We start from the raw sequence: 19,649 nt of genomic DNA, 5'->3' as shown, positions 1-19,649 counted from the left end.
TATCGCAGGCAAGCCAGCTCCCACATAAGAATGTCTTGATATTGGGAATGGCGTCTCTTTTTTGAGACTAGGTTAGTCCAAGCGCCAGCATTTTTTTATACAACGTCGACCGCCCAAGCCCCAACCGCTTGGCCGCCTCCACCACATTCCCGTCACAGGCCTTGAGCGCCCCCGCAATCACCTGGCGATCAAACCGCTCTCGCGCCACCGTGAAAGTTTCACCCTCGACCGCCGCCACCGCGCCACGGGCCACCGGGCTGAACGTGCCAATCGCTGCGCGAATCTCACTGGCGTTCAATACCAGGTCGTCACTCAACAACGCTGCACGCTCCAACACATTGCGCAGTTCGCGGATATTCCCGGGCCACGCATGCTGGGCCAGCAACGCCAAGGCCTCACGATCAAGCTCATGCTGGCTGCGCAGCTCTTCGAGGATCGCCTCGCTCAGGGCCGGTATATCTTCCAGGCGCTCGCGCAACGGCGGCACTTGAATAGGCAGTACATTGAGGCGGTAGTACAAATCCGCACGAAACTCGCCGCGCTTGATCGCGGCTTCCAGGTCCATGGACGTGGCAGCAATCACCCGCACATCGCTGTGCAGCATCTCGTTGGAGCCCACCGGCTCGAATTCCTTTTCCTGCAGTACCCGCAGCAGTTTGCTTTGCAGCGGCAGCGGCATGTCGCCGATTTCGTCGAGGAACAGTGTGCCGCCCTGGGCGATCTGGAACTTGCCGGGGCGGCCCTTGCGGTCGGCGCCGGTAAACGCGCCGGGGGCGGTGCCAAAGAACTCGGCCTCGAGCAGGTCATGGGGAATCGCCGCGCTGTTGATACTCACGAAAGCTTTGTGCGCCCGTGGTGACGCGCCGTGGATGGCCTGGGCGAGCAGTTCCTTGCCGGTGCCGGTTTCCCCCAGCAGCAGCACCGGTGACTCAGCGCTCGCACTGCGCCGCGCCCGGCGCTTGACCTCGAGGCTGGCGGCGCTGGTGCCGATAAAGTGCGCGAAGTTGTATTTGCTTTGCCGCGACCGCAGCAGCGAGCGCGTCGAGGCCAGCTCCTGCTGCATGCTCAGGTAGCGCTCGATCAGCGGCGACAGGTTGCGCAGCTCATCGAACAGCGCGAACCCAATCGCGCCGATGACCGCCCCGGCATCGTCGTGGATCGGCAGGCGCATCACCACCAACGGGCCCTTGGGGGTGTCCTGGATATCCAGCAGGATCGGCCGGTCGTTGCGCACCACCTGGCGCAACAGGCTGTTGGAAATCACCTGCTCGCAGGGTTGGCCGATGGCTTCATCGGCGCTGTGCAGGCCGAAACGCCTGGCGTAGCGCTCGTTCATCCACACGATGTTCGCATCGCGGTCGACAATGACCGTGCCTTCGCTGGACTGCTCGATGATCTCGAACAGCGACTGGATGGCCAGGCCGCGAACGTGTTGGTAGTCCTTGAGGCTGGTGCTCATGGAGGCAGAATCCTGTTGATCATTACAAAGGGATGTGCGCTGCAGCCAGCAGTTCTTTGGTGTAGGGGTGCTGGGGCGATTCAAACACAGCATGACTGGCACCGCATTCCACCACCTTGCCATCCTTGACCACGATCAGGTCATGGGCCATGGCGCGGACCACGGCCAGGTCATGGCTGATAAACAGGTAGGTCAGGCCGTATTTGTGCTGTAGTTCACGCAGCAGCGCCACCACTTGTTTCTGCACCGTACGGTCCAGGGCCGAGGTGGGTTCGTCGAGCAGCATCAGCGCTGGCTTGAGCACCAGGGCGCGGGCGATGGCGATGCGCTGGCGCTGGCCGCCGGAGAATTCATGGGGGTAGCGATGCCGGCTGGCGGGGTCGAGGCCTACGTCCTTGAGCACCTGGATCACCTGCGCATCGCGCTCGGCCAGGCTGCAGGGTGCATGCACTTGCAGGCCCTCGCTGATGATCTGCTGCACCGACATGCGTGGGCTTAGGCTGCCATAGGGGTCCTGGAACACCACCTGCATCTGCTTGCGCCATGGGCGCATCTGCTGATGGTTAAGTGGGTCGAGTGCCTCACCCTGGAAGCGGATGCTGCCGCTGGAGTCGAGCAAGCGCAGGATCGCCTGGCCCAGGGTGGACTTTCCGGAGCCGGACTCGCCAACAATCCCCAGGGTCTTGCCGCGCTGCACACTGAGGCTGATGCCGTCCACCGCATGCAGGTAGGTCTTGCGCCGAAACAATCCACCGCCGAGGGGGAATTTCACGCTCAGGTCATCCACCTGCAACACCGTCTCGCGCTCGTCACCGCACAGCGCATCGCCCGTGGGCTCGGCGTCCAGCAGCAGGCGGCTGTAGGGGTGCTGCGGGGCTGTGAACAGGGTCTGGCAGTCGGCCTGCTCGACGATTTCCCCAGCCTGCATCACGCAGACACGCTGGGCAATGCTGCGCACCAGGTTGAGGTCATGGCTGATCAGCAGCAGCGACATGCCCAGGCGTTGCTGCAAGGACTTGAGCAGCAGCAGGATCTTGCGCTGCACGGTCACATCCAGCGCCGTGGTGGGTTCGTCGGCAATCAGCAGCTCCGGCTCGCAGGCCAGGGCCATGGCGATCATCACCCGCTGGCGCTGGCCACCGGACAGCTGGTGCGGGTAGGCCTTGAGCCGTTCCTGGGGCTTCTGGATGCCCACCAGTTCCAGCAGTTCGAGGATGCGCGCCTGCGCCGCCTTGCCGCCCATGCCCTTGTGCAGCAGCAGGGTTTCGCCGATCTGTTTTTCGATGCTGTGCAGCGGATTCAAGGAGGTCATCGGCTCCTGGAAGATCATCGCAATGCGGTTGCCGCGCAGCTTTTGCAGGGCGGCCGGCGACGCGCCCATCAGCTCCTGGCCACGATACTTCACCGAGCCGGTGCTCAATGTGCCGGCTTCGGGCAGCAGTTGCAGGATCGAATGGGCCGTCACCGACTTGCCCGAGCCCGATTCCCCCACCAGCGCCAGGCACTCGCCGGGGCGCACGTCCAGGCTCAGGTCGCGCACCACGGTCTGGCCGCTGAACGCGACGCACAGGTCGCGGATTTCGATCAGGTTCATAGGCAATTACTCATGAGCGAGGGTCGAAGGCGTCACGCAACGCCTCGCCGATAAACACCAGCAGCGACAGGATCAGCGCCAGGGTAAAAAATGCCGTGAGGCCCAGCCACGGGGCTTGCAGGTTCTGCTTGCCCTGGGCGATCAGCTCACCCAGCGAAGCACTGCCGGCAGGCATACCGAAGCCGAGGAAGTCCAAGGCGCTCAAGGTGGATATCGCCCCGGTCAGGATGAACGGCAAATAGCTCAAGGTGGCGGTCATGGCATTGGGCAGGATATGTCGGCGAATGATCTTGCCGTCGCCCAGGCCAAGAGCGCGGGCGGCCTTGACGTATTCCAGGTTGCGCCCGCGCAGGAACTCGGCACGCACTACGTCGACCAGGGCCAGCCAGGAAAACAGCGCCATGATCCCCAGCAGCCACCAGAAATTCGGCTCCACAAACCCGGACAGGATAATCAGCAGGTACAGCACCGGCAGGCCGGACCACACCTCGAGGATGCGCTGTCCGAGCAAGTCCACCCAGCCGCCGTAGTAACCCTGCAAGGCTCCGGCGGCGATGCCGATGGCGGCGCTGATGGCGGTCAAGGCCAGGGCAAACAGGATCGACACCCGCGCGCCAAAGATCACCCGCGCCAACACATCGCGCGATTGGTCATCGGTGCCCAGCCAGTTCACCGCCGACGGTGGGCTCGGGGCCGGGCGGGTCAATTCGTAGTTGGGCGTGTCGTCGCTGAATGGAATCGGCGGGAACAGCATCCAGCCGCCGTCCTGCTTGATCAGCTTTTGCACGTAGTCACTGCGGTAGTCGGCCTGGAAGGGTAGTTGCCCGCCGAACTGTTGCTCGGTGTAGCGCTTGAACACCGGGAAATACAGCTCGTTCTTGAAACTGAGCACCAGGGGCTTGTCATTGGCGATCAACTCGCCACCCAGGGTCAGGATAAACAGGCCGATAAACAACCACAGCGACCACCAGCCGCGACGGTTTTTTTTGAACCGCTCGAAACGCCGACGGGCTACGGGAGACAGGTTAAGCATCAGGCGTTCCTCGCGGCGAAGTCGATACGCGGATCCACCAGTGTGTAGCAGAGGTCGCCGATGAGCTTTATCAAGAGCCCGAACAACGTAAAGATAAACAGCGAACCGAACACCACCGGGTAGTCCCGGGATACAGCGGCTTCATAGCTCATGCGACCCAGGCCATCGAGGGAGAAAATCACCTCGATCAGCAGCGAGCCGGCAAAGAACACACTGATAAACGCCTGGGGAATCCCCGAGATCACCAGCAACATGGCGTTGCGGAACACGTGCCCGTACAGCACCCGGCGTTCGCTCAAGCCCTTGGCGCGGGCGGTGACCACGTACTGGCGCGTGATTTCATTGAGGAAAGAGTTCTTGGTGAGGATGGTCAAGGTGGCGAACCCACCGATCACCAGCGCCGTCACCGGCAGCACCAGGTGCCAGAAATAGTCGGCAATCTTGCCCACCGTACTCAGTTCGGCAAAGTTTTCCGAGACCAGCCCGCGCACCGGGAACCAGTTCAGCGAGGTGCCGCCGGCGAACACCACGATCAGGAACATCGCGAACAGGAACGCAGGCATCGCGTAACCGATCACGATGGCGGTGCTGCTCCACATGTCAAAGCTGCTGCCATGGCGCACGGCCTTGCGTATGCCCAGGGGGATCGACACCAGGTAGGTGATCAAGGTGGCCCACAGGCCAAGGGAAATCGTGACCGGCATCTTTTCCAGGATCAGGTCCGTCACCGTCGCGCCGCGAAAGAAGCTGTTGCCGAAATCCAGTTGGGCATAGTTCTTGAGCATCAACCACAGGCGTTCCGGCGCAGATTTGTCGAAGCCGTATTGTTTTTCGATGTCCTTGATCAGCTTCGGGTCCAGGCCACGGCTGGCCCGCGAGCCGCTGATGCCTTCGCCGGATGCGCCGGCGACACCGCCGCCGCCAATGCCTTGCAGATGGGCGATGGCCTGTTCCACCGGCCCGCCGGGTGCCGCTTGCACGATCACGAAGTTCACCAGCAGGATGATCACCAGCGTCGGGATGATCAGCAGCAGGCGCCTTAGGATATAGGCAAGCATCAGCGGGCCCCTCCACGTTTTTTCAACTCGGCTTGCATTTGCTCATTGGTCAGCGGGGTGGGGCTGACCTCCCACCAGGTTTCCAGGGCTTCGTCGTTCTTCGCCTCGATGGCCGGGCGGCCGAAACGGTTCCACCACGCGGCGGAGGTGCCAGGCGGGTAGTAGTTGGGGATCCATAGGTAATTCCATTGCAGCACGCGGTCCAGGGCATGGGCGTAGGTGAGCATCTGCGCCTGGGTATTGGCCTTGACCAGACCATTGATCAGCGTATCGACGGCGGGGTCCTTGAGCACGATGTAGTTGTTGGCGCCCGAATCGAATGCGGCGGCGGAACCGAAGTAGTTGTACAGCTCCATGCCCGGCGAAGTGGTGACCGGAAAACCGGTGACGATCATGTCGTAGTCCCGGGCCATCAGGCGGTTGACGTATTGCGAGGAGTCGATGCGGCGGATATTGAGGGTGATGCCGATCTGCGCCAGGTTGCGCTTGTAAGGCAGCAACAGGCGCTCAAGGCCGTTCTGGACATTGAGGAAAGTGAACTCCAGCGGTTCGCCCTCGGCATTGACGAGCTTATCGCCAAGCGGTTTCCAGCCGGCCTCTTCCAGCAGGGCCAGGGCTTGCAATTGTTTATCGCGGATCATGCCGCTGCCGTCGGTGACCGGGGCCTTGAACACCTGGGTGAACACCTCGTCGGGGATCTGCCCGCGCAATGGCTCGAGGATCGCCAGTTCTTCCTGGGTCGGCAATTGGGTGGCCGCCAAGGGGCTGTTGGAAAAGTAGCTCTGCTGACGGATGTACAGGTTGCGCATCATCTGCCGGTTGGCCCATTCGAAATCCCACAGCATCGCCAGGGCCTGGCGCACACGGCGATCCTTGAATATCGGTTTTTGCACGTTGAACACATAGCCCTGGGCCGGTTGCGGCATGTCCTTGGCCAGGTGCGCACGTTGCAGGCGGCCATCGTCCAGCGCCGGACCGTTGTAGCCGATGGAGTAACCGGTGGCGGAAAACTCACGGTTGAAATCGTAGGCGCCGCCGCGCAGCACCTGGCGCGCCACCTCGGTGTCGCCGAAGTATTCCAGGCTCAGGTGATCGAAATTGTACAGGCCACGGCTGACCGGCAAGTCCTTGCCCCACCAGTCGGGATCACGAGTAAAGGTGATGGTGCTGCCGGAATCGATCTTGCTCACCTTGTACGGGCCGCTGCCCAGTGGGGCTTCGTAGCCGCCACCGTTGGCAAAATCGCGGGTCTTCCACCAGTGCATGGGAAACACCGGCAACGTGGCGATATCCAGGGGCAGGGTGCGGTTTTCACTGCTGGAAAAATCGAAGCGCACCTGGCGCTCGCCTTCGACTTCAACCTGCTTGACGTCGGCGAACAACGTGCGAAAGCGCAGGCTGCCCTGGGTCATCAGCAGATCAAAGCTGTAGCGCACGTCTTCGGCGGTAATCGGCGTGCCATCGGCAAAACGTGCCTTGGGGTTCAGGTAAAAGCGCAACGACAGGCCGTCGTCGGCACGCTCCATTTTTTCTGCCACCAGGCCGTAGACGGTGTAGGGCTCATCCAGCGAGCGCAGGGCCAGGGGCGCATACACCCAGCCGTCGACCTGGGACACGCCGATGCCTTTGTCGATATACGGCAACACATGGTCGAACCGCCCGACCTCCAGCGCCGAACGCCGCAGGCTGCCGCCCTTGGGCGCATCGGGGTTGGCATAGTCGAAATGGTTGAAACCGGCAGCGTATTTCGCCGGCTCGCCGTAGACCGTCAGGTAGGTTTGCGGGGCCGCGATCACCGCAGTGCTGGCCAACAGCAGGGCCAAAGTAGAAGAGAGCAGAGATGAAAAAGCCAATCGCATAACAGCCTTGAACGCCGGGTGAAGAAGAATAAGGATTTGTACGCTAACGGCCTGGGCATCGCCAGTCATCAGATGCACAACGGCCCACCAAAGGGTGGGCCGTTGTTTATAGCATCAGCGCGGATTGAATCAATCCTGGCGGCTGGTAACTTCCAGCAGGTGATAACCGAACTGGGTTTTCACTGGACCTTGCACGGTGTTGACCGGCGCGCTGAAGACTACGGTGTCGAATTCCTTGACCATTTGGCCCGGGCCGAAGGAACCCAGGTCACCACCTTGGCGGCTGGATGGGCAGCTGGAATTGGCTTTGGCGATTTCTGCGAAATCAGCGCCGCCTTCGATCTGGGTCTTGAGTTCATTGCACTTGTCTTCAGTGGCAACGAGAATGTGGCGGGCGGTGGCTTTGGCCATGGGGAATAACTCCTAGAGTAAAAAACGGTGAGCCTACCGGATTCAGTCGGTTATTTCCTGGCAAAGTTCCCATCACTTGCTTGAGTGGCTCCGAACACGTTCCAGGGTTCAGGGCAACACGATGTAGTCGTTGCGCTGGACGATGGGGGCGTGCGGGCCTTGTACGAGATGGACATAACGCCCGTCCACCAGGTCGATCGGCAGGCAATCGTCGATATCCATGACCGCGTCGGTGTGGGCCTGGGACCATTGGCGCAACATCTGCCGTTTGCCCATGCTTATCGCTTCGCGTTTGTTACGGGCGACCACCAGCAAGTAATGATGATCTTCTCCGAAGCGCCTGGCCTCGTAGCCGCCGAGGTTGATGAAGTACAGGTGATGGGCATCGCCGTGGGGCGCCAGTGGGCTGAGTTCGACCTTCCAGCCGTCGACGCCATCCACCGCCATCCATGAATCGATGTGCACGCCCTTGGGGCTGCCGAACCAGGCATCGCGCAGTTGCGGGTAGATGGCCTGCAAGGTGTCTGCCACTGCAAACACCACATCGTGCACCTCGATTTTGGCCCGTGGGTGCTTGCCCCCGAGCATGACGACAAACAGCATTGCGGGTGATTCCTGGCGACTGGCGAGAGGGCAACCATACTGGGATTGAACCCTTTTGTCCGCTCAGTGCCACACTGTTAATCCGCGAATTCACCAGGAGGTTGTCATGCGTACCATTGATCTGGCCGGCGTTCCCGTCCCTGTCATCGGCCAGGGGACCTGGCGCATGGGCGAAGACCCGAGCCGGCGCCGCGCCGAAGTCGCCGCGCTGCAACTGGGTATGGACGAGGGCCTGACCCTCATCGATACCGCCGAGATGTATGGCGAAGGCGGCGCCGAAGAGGTGGTCGGCGAGGCCATTCGCGGCAAGCGCGACCAGGTGTTCCTGGTCAGCAAGGTCTACCCCCATAACGCCAGCCGCAACGGCGTGCCTCGCGCCTGTGAAGCCAGCCTTCAGCGCCTGGGCACCGATTACATTGACCTGTACCTGCTGCACTGGCGCGGCCAGTACCCACTGGAAGAAACCGTCGAAGCCTTCGAACGTTTGCGCGAGGCGGGCAAGATCGGCCGGTGGGGGGTATCCAACTTCGATGTAGCGGACCTGCAGGAGCTCGCATCCCCGGCGTGTGCGACCAACCAGGTGCTCTATAACATCGAAGAACGCGGGATCGAATTCGACCTGCTGCCATGGTGGCAACAGCACCATCTGCCACTGATGGCTTACTGTCCGATCGCCCAGGGCGGTGAACTGCTGTCGAGCCCGACCCTCAAGCAGATCGCCCTTCGCCATGAGGTGACACCGGCCCAGGTGTGCCTGGCCTGGGTCCTGCGCCAGGACGGCGTGATCGCTATCCCCAAGGCGGTCAACCCCGAACACATACGACTCAATGCCAGGGCGGCCGCCCTGGTGCTGGATGAGCATGACCTTGACGCGATTGATCGTGTGTTTGGCGCGCCCAAGCGTAAGCACCCGCTGGCGATGGTCTAGGTCGTCAGCAGGAACGGCGCCGTCCCTGGCAGCGTTCCTGTTTCAAGCGCCGTTAGCCGGCTACCGGGCTACGCCAGTCGTCCGAGCCCGACGTACCAGCCACTTCGTGGGTCCAGGTGATCTTGCGATAGGTGAAATACACCTCCTCCAGATGGGTGAAATGGGCGTTGTCCGGGTCCTGGCAACTGGGCATACGCGACTGGATGTCCACGATGGTCGCGCCTTCCAGTTCAATGGTGAAGTAGTGCTCCTGGGTACCGGCCGAAGAGGTGCGCAGCCATTCCAGGCGGCATGACACTTCTTCACCGGTGGTCAGCGCGCTGAACAGCAACGGTGATGATTTGTCGAAGACCTTGCTGATCATCATGGGTTTATGCACGCGTTGGCCGGTTGGCTGGCCCGATTGCGGGTCGCGTGGAATGATCACTTGGTGGGCGAATGCCTGTACCAGTATCTGGTCCTCGTGACCTTCCTGATAAATGTTGCCTACCGAGTCCTGGGTGAATGTACCTGCCGTGATCAAACCTTGTTTGACGCCGGTAATGGAGAGGTACGCGGGTGTTGGCATGATTGGTTTCCTTGCCTGGTTGAGTAGGTACTGCCGAACGGTCAAGTTGCCGAATCGGCAGCTGCCCTATTACAAGTACAAGAAGCGTGCCTGAAAGTGTGAGGCTCAATGAAACCGCAGGCTGCAATAATAATAAGTGACCCGCTCGGGAAGTTATCCGCAAGTGATAGGTTTATTTGTGAAGGTAGTTGCGCAGGAGTGCGCAGTTATTTGCTCGCGCCAATGGACCAGTAAGTCCAGGGGGCGAGCAGGTTTTCCTCGGCTGCACTGCGCAACTAACTGCGCAGTCCGCTGTTTTATAGCGGGCGTAGGACTATTCTTAAGTAGCATTCAGTCGCTTGCTGATCGCTTTTTTCATGACTAAAGTTCACACGCTTCGGTGACTTCGATGAAGGTTAAAGTCGCCCTTATATATTTTTAATAATGTTAAAAATTACTTGTCTTGCCCTGGAAGGTGATGTGTTCGACAAAATGGAATATTCAGAAAGGCTGTTCGATTATTATCAGGAAGTTGCAACAGTACCTTGTCGTCCTGAAAGTTTTGCCGGCAGCGACATGCGTTTCTCCGGGGAGTTTGAAGCCCTCGAGGACGAGCTGGGCAAGACCCGGTCGATTCATACGGAAGGGCCACCGGACTGGCAGAAGGTCTGCCAGCTAAGCGAGTCTCTATTGCGCGGGCATTCCAAGGATCTGCGGGTTGCTGTCTGGTTGGCCTGGGCTCTGTATCAATGTCATTCATTCACTGGGTTACTGGCCGGTCTCGGGTTGCTGCGCGATCTTTGTGAGCGTCATTGGGCACAGGTCTACCCCAGCAAGTTGCGTACACGCGTGGCCGCATTGGGTTGGCTGGTGTTGCGCATTGAGCCACTGTTCGCGCAGAACCTCTGTGTTGCCGGGCAGTTGCCTGTGTTCCAGGCCCTGCTTGAGCACCTCGTGCGGCTTGATCAGCTGTGGGGTCAAAAGCTTGGCAATGAGGCGCCCCAGTTGTTGCCGGTCCGCAGGCAACTGTCGGAACGCCTGGCCCGCACCGAACAAGAGGGTGCCAAACCTGAGGTCGTCGTGGGCATCGCTCCCGTCAAGCCGGCAACCACCCAATTGCCCCAACCCGGGCAACCCATTGACAACGAAAAGGACGCGCACAGGCTGCTGCGTTCATTGCAGGAGCAGGCCCGCCCTTTGTGTGCCTGGTGGTTGCGCCAGGACACCAGGGATCCGCGTGCCTTGCGCCTGGGCCGGACCTTGGCGTGGATGACGCTTATCCATTACCCCGATGCCGACGGTGAACGGGTCACGGCGCTGCGTCCACTGGCCGCCGACAAGCTCAAACGCTACCAGGAACGCCTGGGCCAAGGCCAATATGCCGAGCTGTTGCTTGAGCTTGAAGCCAGCCTGACGGGCGCAATGTTCTGGTTCGACGGTTTACGCATGGCCTGGGAATGCCTTGAGGCCTTGCACGCAGACCTGGCCATGACCGAGCTGCAAATGCATTTCGCGCTGCTGCTGCAACGCCTGCCGGACCTGCCGGAGTACCGGTTCGACGATGGCGCACCCTTTGCCGACCCTGCCACCTGTGAGTGGATTGCGCTCCATGTCAGGCCTCATTTGCAACGGAGCGAGTCTTTGGTCGTCGTGGCAGACACCCCCTGCGAACCCTGGGAGGTCGCGTTGGAAGCGGTGCTGCCTTGCCTGCGAAAGAAGGGGCTCAAGGCTGCGGTCGCAGTGCTCAAGCAGGGCTTGCACGCCGCGCCCGGCGAGCGGGCGCGTTTTCACTGGCGCCTGGCACTGGCCAGGTTGTGTGCGAAAGCGGGCAAGCACGACCTGGCCAGGGTCCAGCTGGAGCAACTGCAGGAGCAATTGCAGCGTAACGGCCTGGAGCGCTGGGAGCCGGAACTGGCCGTGCAAGTGGGCCAGCGCCTGTACCGATGTTATGACCTGTTGCCACAAGGCCACGGCATACGCGAGTGCAAGGAGTCTCTCCATCGACGGTTATGCCAACTCGATCTCGAAGCAGTACTTGAATAAAGCCCTATCAAAAGGAGTAGCACCATGGCCAAAGACGGTTCGGTAGCCCCCAAGGAACGGATCAATATCACCTTCAAACCGGCCATCGGCGGCGCACAAGAGGATGTTGAACTGCCGTTGAAGTTGCTGGTGCTGGGTGATTTCACTCGGCGCGAAGACCTGCGCAAGCTCGAGGATCGCAAGCCCATTGGCATCGACAAGCACACCTTCGACGACGTGCTGGCCAAACAAGCGCTCGGCTTGACGCTGAGCGTGCCCAATCGCCTCCAGGAGCAAGCCAGCGTGGAGGAGTTGGCGATCCAGGTTCGGATCAACGCGATGAAGGACTTCAATCCCGCGAACCTGGTCGAGCAGATCCCCGAGTTGCAAAAACTGATGGCGTTGCGTGAAGCACTGGTGGCCCTCAAGGGCCCGCTGGGCAACACGCCGAACTTTCGCAAAGCCATTGAACAGGCCTTGGCCAACGGCGATTGCCGCGCCCGGGTCCTGGCCGAGCTGGGGTTACCCAGTCCTCACGCCGAACATATTCAGTAAAAGGACACTGAGAGCATGACCACGATCCAACACGAACTGCAAACGGTACAGACCCCAGAAGCCGGCAGCATCCTCGATAACATCATTGCCCAGACATTGCTGAGCGCTGACGACGAGGCCTATGGCATTGCCAAGCGCGGCGTGTCAGCGTTTATCGCAGAGCTGCTCAAGCCGCATAACCGCGAAGAACCGGTGAAGAAACGCCTGGTTGACCGGATGATTGCCGAGATCGATACCAAGCTTAGCCAGCAAATGGATGAGATCCTGCACCACCCCGACTTCCAGGCGCTGGAGGCTTCCTGGCGAGGGCTGCAGTTGCTGGTCGAGCGCACGAACTTTCGCGAAAACATCAAGATCGAGCTGCTGAATGTCTCGCGCCAGGACCTGCTGGACGATTTCGAGGACTCCTCGGAAGTCACTCAATCCGGGCTCTACAAGCATGTGTACAGTGCCGAATACGGACAGTTCGGCGGCCAGCCGGTGGGCGCGATCATTGCCGACTACTTTCTTTCTCCCGGTGCTCCTGATGTGAAGCTGATGCGATACGCATCCAGTGTCGCCAGCATGGCCCACGCGCCCTTTATCGCTGCCGCGGGGCCGAGTTTCTTTGGCCTTGAAAGCTTTACTGGGCTGCCGGACCTGAAAGACCTGCGGGATCATTTCGAAGGGCCGCAGTTTGCCAAGTGGCAAAGTTTTCGCCAGAGCGAAGACGCCCGCTACATCGGTCTCACCGTACCGCGCTTTCTGCTACGCACCCCGTACGACCCCCTTGAGTGTCCGGTCAAGACCTTTACCTATCAGGAGAACGTGGTCAACAGCCACGAGCACTATCTGTGGGGCAATACCGCCTATGCCTTTGCTACGCGCCTGACCGACAGCTTTGCGCGTTTTCGCTGGTGCCCGAATGTCATCGGTCCGCAAAGCGGAGGCGCCGTCGAGGATCTTCCGCTGCACCATTTCCAGAGCATGGGAGAGATAGAAACCAAGATTCCTACCGAGGTACTGGTGTCGGACCGGCGCGAGTATGAGTTGGCACAAGAAGGCTTCATCGCCCTGACCATGCGCAAGGGTAGCGATAACGCCGCGTTCTTCTCCGCCAGCTCGGTGCAGAAACCCAAGTTCTTTGGTACCAGTGAAGAGGGCAGGGCTGCAGAGTTGAATTATCGGCTGGGTACCCAGTTGCCCTACATGATGGTGGTCAATCGCCTGACCCATTACCTCAAGGTGCTGCAACGCGAGCAATTGGGTGCGTGGAAGGAGCGCACGGACCTGGAACTGGAGCTCAATAAATGGATTCGCCAGTACGTGGCGGACCAGGAAAACCCCAGTGCCGAAGTGCGCGGGCGGCGCCCATTGCGTGCAGCGCGTATCGTCGTCAGCGATGTCGAGGGCGAGCCTGGCTGGTATCGGGTCAACCTGAGCGTGCGCCCGCATTTCAAGTACATGGGGGCGGACTTCACCTTGTCCCTGGTCGGTAAGCTCGATAAAGCATGAGCAGAGGCCAGGGGATGCCCCACCACAACAGCCTGTTCGAACGCCTTGACGGCGATGCGTCGACCCACGCGTGCCCCGTTGCGTCCGTCGCCGCACATTTGGGCAGGATGCTCAGCACACGCGCAGGCAGCGTCCAGGCGCTGCCAGATTATGGTTTGCCTGACTTCAATGATATGCAGCTGAGCCTGCATGAGTCCTTGACCCAGTCACGCCTGCTGATCGAACGGTTCATCCAGGCCTACGAGCCGCGGCTGGCGAATGTACGTGTGAGGCTGTTGCCCGTCGCCAGCGAGCCTTTGGCCTTGGCATTTGCCATCGATGCCGGGATGGTCATCGACGGTACCACCCAGCCCGTCGTGTTCCAGGCGCGCCTGACGGATGCCGGACGCATCAAGGTCTGTGTCGATGACCATTAACCGTTATTTTCAACACGAGCTCAGTGCCCTGCGCCAACTCGGGCGGCGATTTGCCGAGCGCAATCCTGCCCTGGCGCCGTTTCTCGCAGAGGCCGGCCAGGACCCGGACGTCGAGCGATTGCTGGAGGGCTTTGCGTTTCTGACCGGGCGCCTGCGCCAGAAGCTCGATGACGAACTGCCGGAGTTGACGCATTCGTTGATGCACTTGCTGTGGCCCAATTATATGCGGCCAATCCCGGCCTTCAGCATCCTGCAGTTTGACCCCTTGAAGCGTGCAGGCCCCAGCGTCCGAGTGGCGCGGGACACTGCGGTGGAAAGTACGCCGATCGAGGGTGAGCGTTGCCGCTTTCGCACCTGCTATGACACCGACGTAATGCCCCTGCAACTGAGCGGCCTGGAGTACCGGTGCCAAGGCGAAGGCGCGTGGCTGGACCTGTGCCTGACCATGAGCGCCGAAGGCAGCTTCAATGACCTGGCGTTTGATTCGTTGCGGTTGCACCTGGCCGGCGACCACTACGTCAGCCAGGGCTTGTACCTTGGCCTGCTGCGCCATCTTGATGGTATCCAGGTGTTGCTGTCGGGCCACGACGGCTTGCCGCTCAACACCGCCGATGGACATCCCGTGACGCTACGCCTCAGTGCCGACCAGGTTCAGCCCGTGGGTTTTGCCCCGGAACAGGCGCTGATGCCTTACCCGCAAAATACGTTCGGTGGTTACCGCCACCTGCAGGAGTACTTTGCCTTTCCCGAGAAGTACCTGTTTGTCGATGTTGAAGGACTTAATGTACTGCACACACTGCCTTGCGAGCTGCTCAAGCAGGCGCAGGGGATGGTCGTGCGCTTTCAATTGCACACGCAGGGGCGCGATGACCTGCGCCCGAGCCTGGATAACGTGAAGCTGTACTGCACGCCTATCGTCAACCTGTTCAATCAAGACGCGATTCCCATTCGCCTGGACGCCAAGCAGGATGAGTACCTCCTGATGCCCGGTGGATATGCGCCGGGGCACGCCAGTGTGTTCTCCGTGGACCGGGTCACCGGGTGGCGCCCTGGTGGGTTGGGTCACCAAACCTACGTGCCGTTCGAGTCCTTTGAACATGATGCACGCCACGAATCGCTGGCTGCGCCTCCCAGCTACAGCATTCGCCAACGCTCGTCGGTGCAGCATGGCGGGCTGGACACCTGGATGGGCTTTGGCACTCGGCGCGCACAGGGCCAGGAAACGTTGTCGGTCGAACTGACCTGTACCAATAGCAACCTGGCGCAACAGGTCCGTCCAGGCGAAATCAACCAGCCGGGCGAGCAGGCACCGGAGTCGTTGACGTTTCACAACATCACGACGCCTACCGCGAGCTTCACGCCGCCCCTGGAACAGGATTTCCTGTGGAGGCTGATCAGCAACATGTCGCTCAACTACCTGTCGTTGACCGATATCAATGCCTTGAAAGTGGTTCTCGAAACCTACGACCTGCCGCGCTATCACGATCGACAGGCACTCAAGGTCAGCCAGAAAAGGCTGGGCGCGTTGCGTTCCATACGCCACGAGGCGGTGGACCGGCTGCACCGTGGGCTGCCCATCCGGGGGCTGCGCATCGACCTGACCGTCGATCCCCAAGGCTTCGTCGGCCAGGGCGATCTGTTTCTGTTCGCCTCTGTCATCAACCAGTTCTTTGCACTCTATGCCAACCTCAATTCGTATCACGAGTTGCGGGTCCTCAGCACACAAGGAGATGTGTATCTATGGCCATCCCGGACGGGCCAGCAACCCCTGCTCTGACCCGGCTTTGCCGTGTTATCCGCGAGTACACGCTGTTCCAGGCGGTCTTGCAGGTGACCGAACGGTTGCGCGAAGCGCATCCACTGCTGGACGAAGATGCGTTGTACGACCAACTGGAATTCCAGGCCAACCCGAGCCTGGGGTTTGCGGCACATGATATTGACCGGGTGGAGTTCTTCATGGACCACGGGGGTTTGCGTGCCCGCCTGCGCCTCAACGTGCTGGGGCTATTTGGTGCAGGGTCGCCACTGCCGGCGTTTTATGCCGAGCAGGCGCTTGCCGAACAGCCAGGAGGTAATCCTACCCGCGACTTCCTGGATATGTTTCACCACCGCCTGCACCGTCTGATGCTGCCGATCTGGCGTAAGTATCGCTATCGGGCGTGTTTCCAGACGGGTGCCAACGATGCGTTCTCCGCACAGATGTTTGCGCTGATCGGCCTGGGCGGCGACGCGATACGACGGGCATCCCAGTTGGACTGCAAACACCTTCTGCCTTACCTGGGGCTGTTGAGCCTGCGGGCGCGCTCGGCTGCCGTGATCGAGTCCGTGCTGCGCCACTACTTCAAGCACGACGCGTTGTTCATCGAGCCATGGGTCGAGCGCCGGGTTGATATCAACCCTGTGCAGCGCAACGGCCTGGGGCGCGCCAATTGTGCACTCGGTGAGGACCTGGTCCTGGGGCAGCAGGTTGCGGACCGCTGCGGCAAGTTCAGGGTGCAGTTGCAGGCGCTGGGCTGGCAACGGTTTCACGACTTCCTGCCGACTGGAAAGGCCCATCAGCCGCTGTGTGCACTGGTGCGCCTGGCTACTGGCAGTCCTTTGGACTATGACCTGCGCCTGGTGATGGCACGCAGCGAAATCAAGGCGCTGCACATTGGCCAGGACAACGCTTGCCGCCTGGGTTGGACCAGTTGGCTGGAACATGAGCGCGCCGATGGCGTGGTGACGCTCGCCGGCAATCTTTATTAGGAGCTGATGACCATGCTTAATGAGGACGCGCAAGCGCTGACCGGCACATGTGCATTCACTGTCGATGCGCTGTCCGCCTGCTTCACCCGCCTGGGGTTTGAACATGATGAACACGTGCTGCCTGGGAAATGCGTTGCGCACGTCGCGCAACTGGCTCAGTGCGAGCTCAGCCAGTTGTATCTGTTCGATGAAACCACGGACCGACTGGAGCTTGTCGCCCAACATTTTCCCGACGGGCCTTCACTGGACTTGGCAGGCTCGTGCGCCGACCTGCGCAATCAACAACTGCTGCACTACACCTTGAACCAACGCGCCGCCCTCAGTCTCGATGAGGTACAAGGCAGTTGCTATGACACCCGCTTCCTGCCTGTGTCGCCGGCACCGTGGCGTGCACTGCTGAGCGTGCCGCTGTTCAGTGGATCTGAACGGCTTACCGGCGTGTTGTTGTGTGCCAGTCAACGTCCGATCCAGTTGTACAGCTATGCAGTATCCCTTGGCCAACTGGGCAGTTTTGCCGTGCACCGGCTGCACGTGCTGCGCGGCGGGCGCACCAGGGTTGGCGCGCCGCCGAGGCAGGCTGCGCCGTTGGCCGGGGCATGCGGCTTGATCGGCAACAGTGCAGCCATGGCACAGACGCGCCAGTTGATCAGCAAAGTCCTGCATACCCCTTACACCGTCCTGCTGTTCGGCGAGACCGGCACTGGCAAGGAGGTGGTGGCCCGGGCCATTCACGCAGCGGGCCCGCGCAGTGCCAAGGCCTTTGTCGTGCAGAACTGTGCGGCATTTGCCGAAGGGTTGCTGGAGAGCGAGCTGTTCGGCTATCGCAAAGGTGCGTTTACCGGTGCAGACCGCAATCATGCGGGGCTGTTTGACGCTGCCGACGGCGGTACGTTGTTGCTCGATGAAATCGGTGACATGCCGCTGCTATTGCAAGCCAAGTTGTTGCGGGTTCTGCAGGAAGGCGAGATTCGTCCGCTGGGCGCCAGTGCGGCGCACAAGGTCGATGTGCGCATCATCGCCGCGACTCATCGCGACCTGGCGGCCATGGTCGCCGAGGGGCGTTTTCGCGAAGACCTGTATTACCGGCTTGCGCAGTTTCCCCTCCAATTGCCCGCCCTGCGTGAGCGCGACGGCGATGTGCTGCAACTGGCCCGGCATTTCACCGATCAGGCCTGCGCGCAGTTGGGCAGGGCGCCGGTTGAGTGGTCGAACACGGCCCTCGATCAGCTGTCGAGCCACAGCTTTCCCGGCAATGTGCGCGAGCTCAAATGCCTGGTCGAACGCGCCGTGCTGCTGTGTGACGACAATCTGATTCTACCGGTGCACCTGTCGATGCCACTGGCGCCGGCACCGACTGCTGACGACGTGACGCTACGCCAGCGTATGGAACGGGTAGAGCGGGTATTCCTGCTTGATTGCCTGCACAAGAACCAGGGTAACCGCACCCGTACCGCACGGGAGTTGGGGGTCGCGCGACGCACGCTGCTTTACCGGCTGGCGCGCTTGAACATTCCCGTTGGCAAGGCCAGGGAAGAGCGCTGAATGGCGTACTTGATTTTCACTGAGGGAGAAACCGGATGCCTGATCGTCCGTTGCAAGCCGTTTTGCTGGTGCTGTGTTTGTTGGGCGGCTGTAGCGCCAACACCGTCTTTGATGATGCCGAGTACCGTCCGTTGGGCGACCCTCAGGCGATCACCCGTGGCCAATGAGTGGAGGGGGCCAGAGGATGCAACTGGTGTTTGAGGTCTGTGAGGTCGAACGCGCGAAAAACATACCCTTGGCCCGCAAAGTATTTGACGGCACAGGCGGTGTGATCGGCCGCGGTTCCGGGTGTGACTGGGTAATACCCGATCCGAGCCGCGTGCTCTCCAGCCATCACGGCTTGGTGGGCTATCGTGAAGGCCGCTATTTCCTGACGGATATCAGCCGCAATGGGACCGGGGTATCGGGCAGTGCCGAACGCCTGCGCAAAGGGCAGGCGCGCTTGATCAGTGATGGCGATGTATTTGACCTTGGGCCAGTGACGATACGGGCACAATTGCTGGAAGCGCCGCGCCACGGCAGCGAGCAGCGGGTTATCACGGGGGTGCCGATTCCAGATGACGCATTCCTGTCTTCGGATCCTCTGCATGCGCTGGACCATGATCACCCGCGACAGGCCCGCTCGGCGGACCTGGAGGCATTGAGCGAGTTCGTCGATGAGCCCGGTACGTGGGTTGACAGCCAGGGTGCCGAGCGGGAACACCTGATAATGCCTGGCCCGGTCGATCCCGTGGTGGCGCCTGGCGCGGTGGAGCCGATAGCGGTGGCGGCGCCCTCCGACGAGCTGTTCTGGGGGCAGTTTGCAACAGCGTTGGGCATCGACCTGAATACCCTCGAGAGGTCCGGCCGCGAAGCCCTGGCAGTCAAGGTGGCGCGCCTGTTCCACCTGGGGGTGAACGGCCTGCAACAAACGCTGCGCACCTTTGACGACCTGAACAGCGAGTTGGCCTCGGCACCAGGTGCCAGCCTGGACCTGGCCCGGAACCCTTTGAAGATGTGTCCCGATACGGGGGCTGCGATAGCCGCAATGCTGGGTTCGCAGGTACTGGGCCAGCTGTCCGCTGAACGGGCGGTCATCCAGGCCCATCGGGACCTGCAAGTGCGTCAAGCCGCGCTGCTGGCCGCATGCCGAAGCGCGCTGCGTAACGCCAGGGCCGCCTTCGAGCCCAGCTACCTGCTGGGGCGCTTTGAGTCCCAGGGCAGGCCGCCCAGGTTTTTCGCGGATGCGTGGCACTGGCGGGCTTACCAGCGTTACTACCAGTGGTTGGCGGCGGATGAGCAGTTGAGTCGGCGTGCGCTGGAAGGTGATTTTGCCAAGGCCTACGAAGAGCAGGTTCGCTTGATCGGCGCCTTGCACATGGATTTCCCAGGATGAGAGTC

General features: G+C 61.0%; 18 protein-coding genes. 10 read left to right on the top strand and 8 right to left on the bottom strand.

Annotated elements, in window-relative coordinates:
• Window positions 1-67: 67 nt before the first annotated feature.
• The 7 genes from TU73_RS24385 to TU73_RS24355 form a co-directional block, all read right to left on the bottom strand.
• The gene (locus tag TU73_RS24385; RefSeq protein WP_057014343.1) at window positions 68-1,459 is read right to left on the bottom strand and encodes a sigma-54 interaction domain-containing protein; all 1,392 of its coding nucleotides are present in this window, start codon (window positions 1,457-1,459) and stop codon (window positions 68-70) included.
• 22 nt (window positions 1,460-1,481) lie between these two features.
• Complete coding sequence (locus TU73_RS24380) at window positions 1,482-3,053, bottom strand: ABC transporter ATP-binding protein (RefSeq protein ID WP_057014342.1); 1,572 nt, start codon at window positions 3,051-3,053, stop codon at window positions 1,482-1,484.
• 10 nt (window positions 3,054-3,063) lie between these two features.
• Window positions 3,064-4,086 (bottom strand): ABC transporter permease, encoded by a 1,023-nt coding sequence (locus TU73_RS24375; RefSeq protein ID WP_043050504.1) that lies wholly within the window; start codon window positions 4,084-4,086, stop codon window positions 3,064-3,066.
• Window positions 4,086-5,144, bottom strand: coding sequence for a microcin C ABC transporter permease YejB (locus TU73_RS24370; RefSeq protein WP_056846212.1), 1,059 nt, complete (start codon window positions 5,142-5,144; stop codon window positions 4,086-4,088). The genes TU73_RS24375 and TU73_RS24370 overlap by 1 nt, the downstream gene beginning before the upstream one ends.
• A complete protein-coding gene (locus TU73_RS24365) occupies window positions 5,144-7,003 on the bottom strand; it encodes an extracellular solute-binding protein (protein ID WP_057014341.1) in 1,860 nt (619 codons plus the stop codon). The genes TU73_RS24370 and TU73_RS24365 overlap by 1 nt, the downstream gene beginning before the upstream one ends.
• A gap of 129 nt (window positions 7,004-7,132) precedes the next feature.
• Window positions 7,133-7,414, bottom strand: coding sequence for a peptidylprolyl isomerase (locus tag TU73_RS24360; RefSeq protein ID WP_043050507.1), 282 nt, complete (start codon window positions 7,412-7,414; stop codon window positions 7,133-7,135).
• A gap of 108 nt (window positions 7,415-7,522) precedes the next feature.
• Window positions 7,523-8,017, bottom strand: coding sequence for a DUF1543 domain-containing protein (locus tag TU73_RS24355; protein WP_057014340.1), 495 nt, complete (start codon window positions 8,015-8,017; stop codon window positions 7,523-7,525).
• A 106-nt stretch (window positions 8,018-8,123) separates the two neighbouring features.
• On the opposite strand from TU73_RS24355, the gene TU73_RS24350 reads away from it, so the two are divergent.
• Window positions 8,124-8,945 (top strand): aldo/keto reductase, encoded by an 822-nt coding sequence (locus TU73_RS24350; protein WP_057014339.1) that lies wholly within the window; start codon window positions 8,124-8,126, stop codon window positions 8,943-8,945.
• Between the two features lie 52 nt (window positions 8,946-8,997).
• On the opposite strand, the gene TU73_RS24345 is transcribed toward TU73_RS24350, so the two are convergent.
• Complete coding sequence (locus TU73_RS24345; protein WP_043050510.1) at window positions 8,998-9,513, bottom strand: Hcp family type VI secretion system effector; 516 nt, start codon at window positions 9,511-9,513, stop codon at window positions 8,998-9,000.
• A 471-nt stretch (window positions 9,514-9,984) separates the two neighbouring features.
• Between TU73_RS24345 and tssA the strand changes: the two genes are divergently transcribed.
• The 9 genes from tssA to tagH are packed head-to-tail and all read left to right on the top strand — an operon-like array spanning window position 9,985 to window position 19,644.
• A complete protein-coding gene (tssA, locus tag TU73_RS24340) occupies window positions 9,985-11,535 on the top strand; it encodes a type VI secretion system protein TssA (RefSeq protein ID WP_057014370.1) in 1,551 nt (516 codons plus the stop codon).
• A 24-nt stretch (window positions 11,536-11,559) separates the two neighbouring features.
• Window positions 11,560-12,069, top strand: coding sequence for a type VI secretion system contractile sheath small subunit (gene tssB, locus TU73_RS24335; RefSeq protein WP_057014338.1), 510 nt, complete (start codon window positions 11,560-11,562; stop codon window positions 12,067-12,069).
• Window positions 12,070-12,084: 15 nt separating this feature from the next.
• Window positions 12,085-13,563, top strand: coding sequence for a type VI secretion system contractile sheath large subunit (tssC, locus tag TU73_RS24330; RefSeq protein ID WP_057014337.1), 1,479 nt, complete (start codon window positions 12,085-12,087; stop codon window positions 13,561-13,563).
• 14 nt (window positions 13,564-13,577) lie between these two features.
• The gene (gene tssE / locus TU73_RS24325; protein WP_057014336.1) at window positions 13,578-13,979 is read left to right on the top strand and encodes a type VI secretion system baseplate subunit TssE; all 402 of its coding nucleotides are present in this window, start codon (window positions 13,578-13,580) and stop codon (window positions 13,977-13,979) included.
• Window positions 13,969-15,756 (top strand): type VI secretion system baseplate subunit TssF, encoded by a 1,788-nt coding sequence (gene tssF / locus TU73_RS24320; RefSeq protein ID WP_057014335.1) that lies wholly within the window; start codon window positions 13,969-13,971, stop codon window positions 15,754-15,756. The genes tssE and tssF overlap by 11 nt, the downstream gene beginning before the upstream one ends.
• Window positions 15,720-16,727: a type VI secretion system baseplate subunit TssG gene (gene tssG / locus TU73_RS24315; RefSeq protein WP_057014334.1), complete on the top strand. Its 1,008-nt coding sequence runs from the start codon at window positions 15,720-15,722 to the stop codon at window positions 16,725-16,727. Before tssF ends, tssG begins: the two co-directional genes overlap by 37 nt.
• Before the next feature lie 12 nt (window positions 16,728-16,739).
• Window positions 16,740-18,269 (top strand): sigma-54 interaction domain-containing protein, encoded by a 1,530-nt coding sequence (locus TU73_RS24310; protein WP_057014333.1) that lies wholly within the window; start codon window positions 16,740-16,742, stop codon window positions 18,267-18,269.
• A 35-nt stretch (window positions 18,270-18,304) separates the two neighbouring features.
• A complete protein-coding gene (locus TU73_RS24305; RefSeq protein ID WP_057014332.1) occupies window positions 18,305-18,436 on the top strand; it encodes a hypothetical protein in 132 nt (43 codons plus the stop codon).
• Between the two features lie 17 nt (window positions 18,437-18,453).
• Window positions 18,454-19,644, top strand: coding sequence for a type VI secretion system-associated FHA domain protein TagH (gene tagH, locus TU73_RS24300; protein WP_057014331.1), 1,191 nt, complete (start codon window positions 18,454-18,456; stop codon window positions 19,642-19,644).
• The last annotated feature ends 5 nt before the right edge of the window (window positions 19,645-19,649 follow it).

Source organism: Pseudomonas libanensis, assembly GCF_001439685.1.
GTDB lineage: Bacteria > Pseudomonadota > Gammaproteobacteria > Pseudomonadales > Pseudomonadaceae > Aquipseudomonas > Aquipseudomonas libanensis.
This window is presented reverse-complemented; position numbering and strand designations above follow the sequence as displayed.

Excerpts from the sequence above, each read along its gene's own strand:
- TU73_RS24365 (WP_057014341.1), bottom strand. The coding sequence starts at position 7,003 with ATGCGATTGGCTTTTTCATCTCTGCTCTCTTCTACTTTGGCCCTGCTG.
- TU73_RS24345 (WP_043050510.1), bottom strand. The coding sequence starts at position 9,513 with ATGCCAACACCCGCGTACCTCTCCATTACCGGCGTCAAACAAGGTTTG.
- TU73_RS24355 (WP_057014340.1), bottom strand. The coding sequence starts at position 8,017 with ATGCTGTTTGTCGTCATGCTCGGGGGCAAGCACCCACGGGCCAAAATC.
- tssF (WP_057014335.1), top strand. The coding sequence starts at position 13,969 with ATGACCATTAACCGTTATTTTCAACACGAGCTCAGTGCCCTGCGCCAA.
- tssA (WP_057014370.1), top strand. The coding sequence starts at position 9,985 with ATGGAATATTCAGAAAGGCTGTTCGATTATTATCAGGAAGTTGCAACA.
- TU73_RS24350 (WP_057014339.1), top strand. The coding sequence starts at position 8,124 with ATGCGTACCATTGATCTGGCCGGCGTTCCCGTCCCTGTCATCGGCCAG.
- tagH (WP_057014331.1), top strand. The coding sequence starts at position 18,454 with ATGCAACTGGTGTTTGAGGTCTGTGAGGTCGAACGCGCGAAAAACATA.
- TU73_RS24305 (WP_057014332.1), top strand. The coding sequence starts at position 18,305 with ATGCCTGATCGTCCGTTGCAAGCCGTTTTGCTGGTGCTGTGTTTGTTG.
- tssC (WP_057014337.1), top strand. The coding sequence starts at position 12,085 with ATGACCACGATCCAACACGAACTGCAAACGGTACAGACCCCAGAAGCC.
- tssB (WP_057014338.1), top strand. The coding sequence starts at position 11,560 with ATGGCCAAAGACGGTTCGGTAGCCCCCAAGGAACGGATCAATATCACC.
- TU73_RS24375 (WP_043050504.1), bottom strand. The coding sequence starts at position 4,086 with ATGCTTAACCTGTCTCCCGTAGCCCGTCGGCGTTTCGAGCGGTTCAAA.
- tssE (WP_057014336.1), top strand. The coding sequence starts at position 13,578 with ATGCCCCACCACAACAGCCTGTTCGAACGCCTTGACGGCGATGCGTCG.
- TU73_RS24310 (WP_057014333.1), top strand. The coding sequence starts at position 16,740 with ATGCTTAATGAGGACGCGCAAGCGCTGACCGGCACATGTGCATTCACT.
- TU73_RS24385 (WP_057014343.1), bottom strand. The coding sequence starts at position 1,459 with ATGAGCACCAGCCTCAAGGACTACCAACACGTTCGCGGCCTGGCCATC.
- TU73_RS24370 (WP_056846212.1), bottom strand. The coding sequence starts at position 5,144 with ATGCTTGCCTATATCCTAAGGCGCCTGCTGCTGATCATCCCGACGCTG.
- TU73_RS24380 (WP_057014342.1), bottom strand. The coding sequence starts at position 3,053 with ATGAACCTGATCGAAATCCGCGACCTGTGCGTCGCGTTCAGCGGCCAG.
- TU73_RS24360 (WP_043050507.1), bottom strand. The coding sequence starts at position 7,414 with ATGGCCAAAGCCACCGCCCGCCACATTCTCGTTGCCACTGAAGACAAG.
- tssG (WP_057014334.1), top strand. The coding sequence starts at position 15,720 with ATGGCCATCCCGGACGGGCCAGCAACCCCTGCTCTGACCCGGCTTTGC.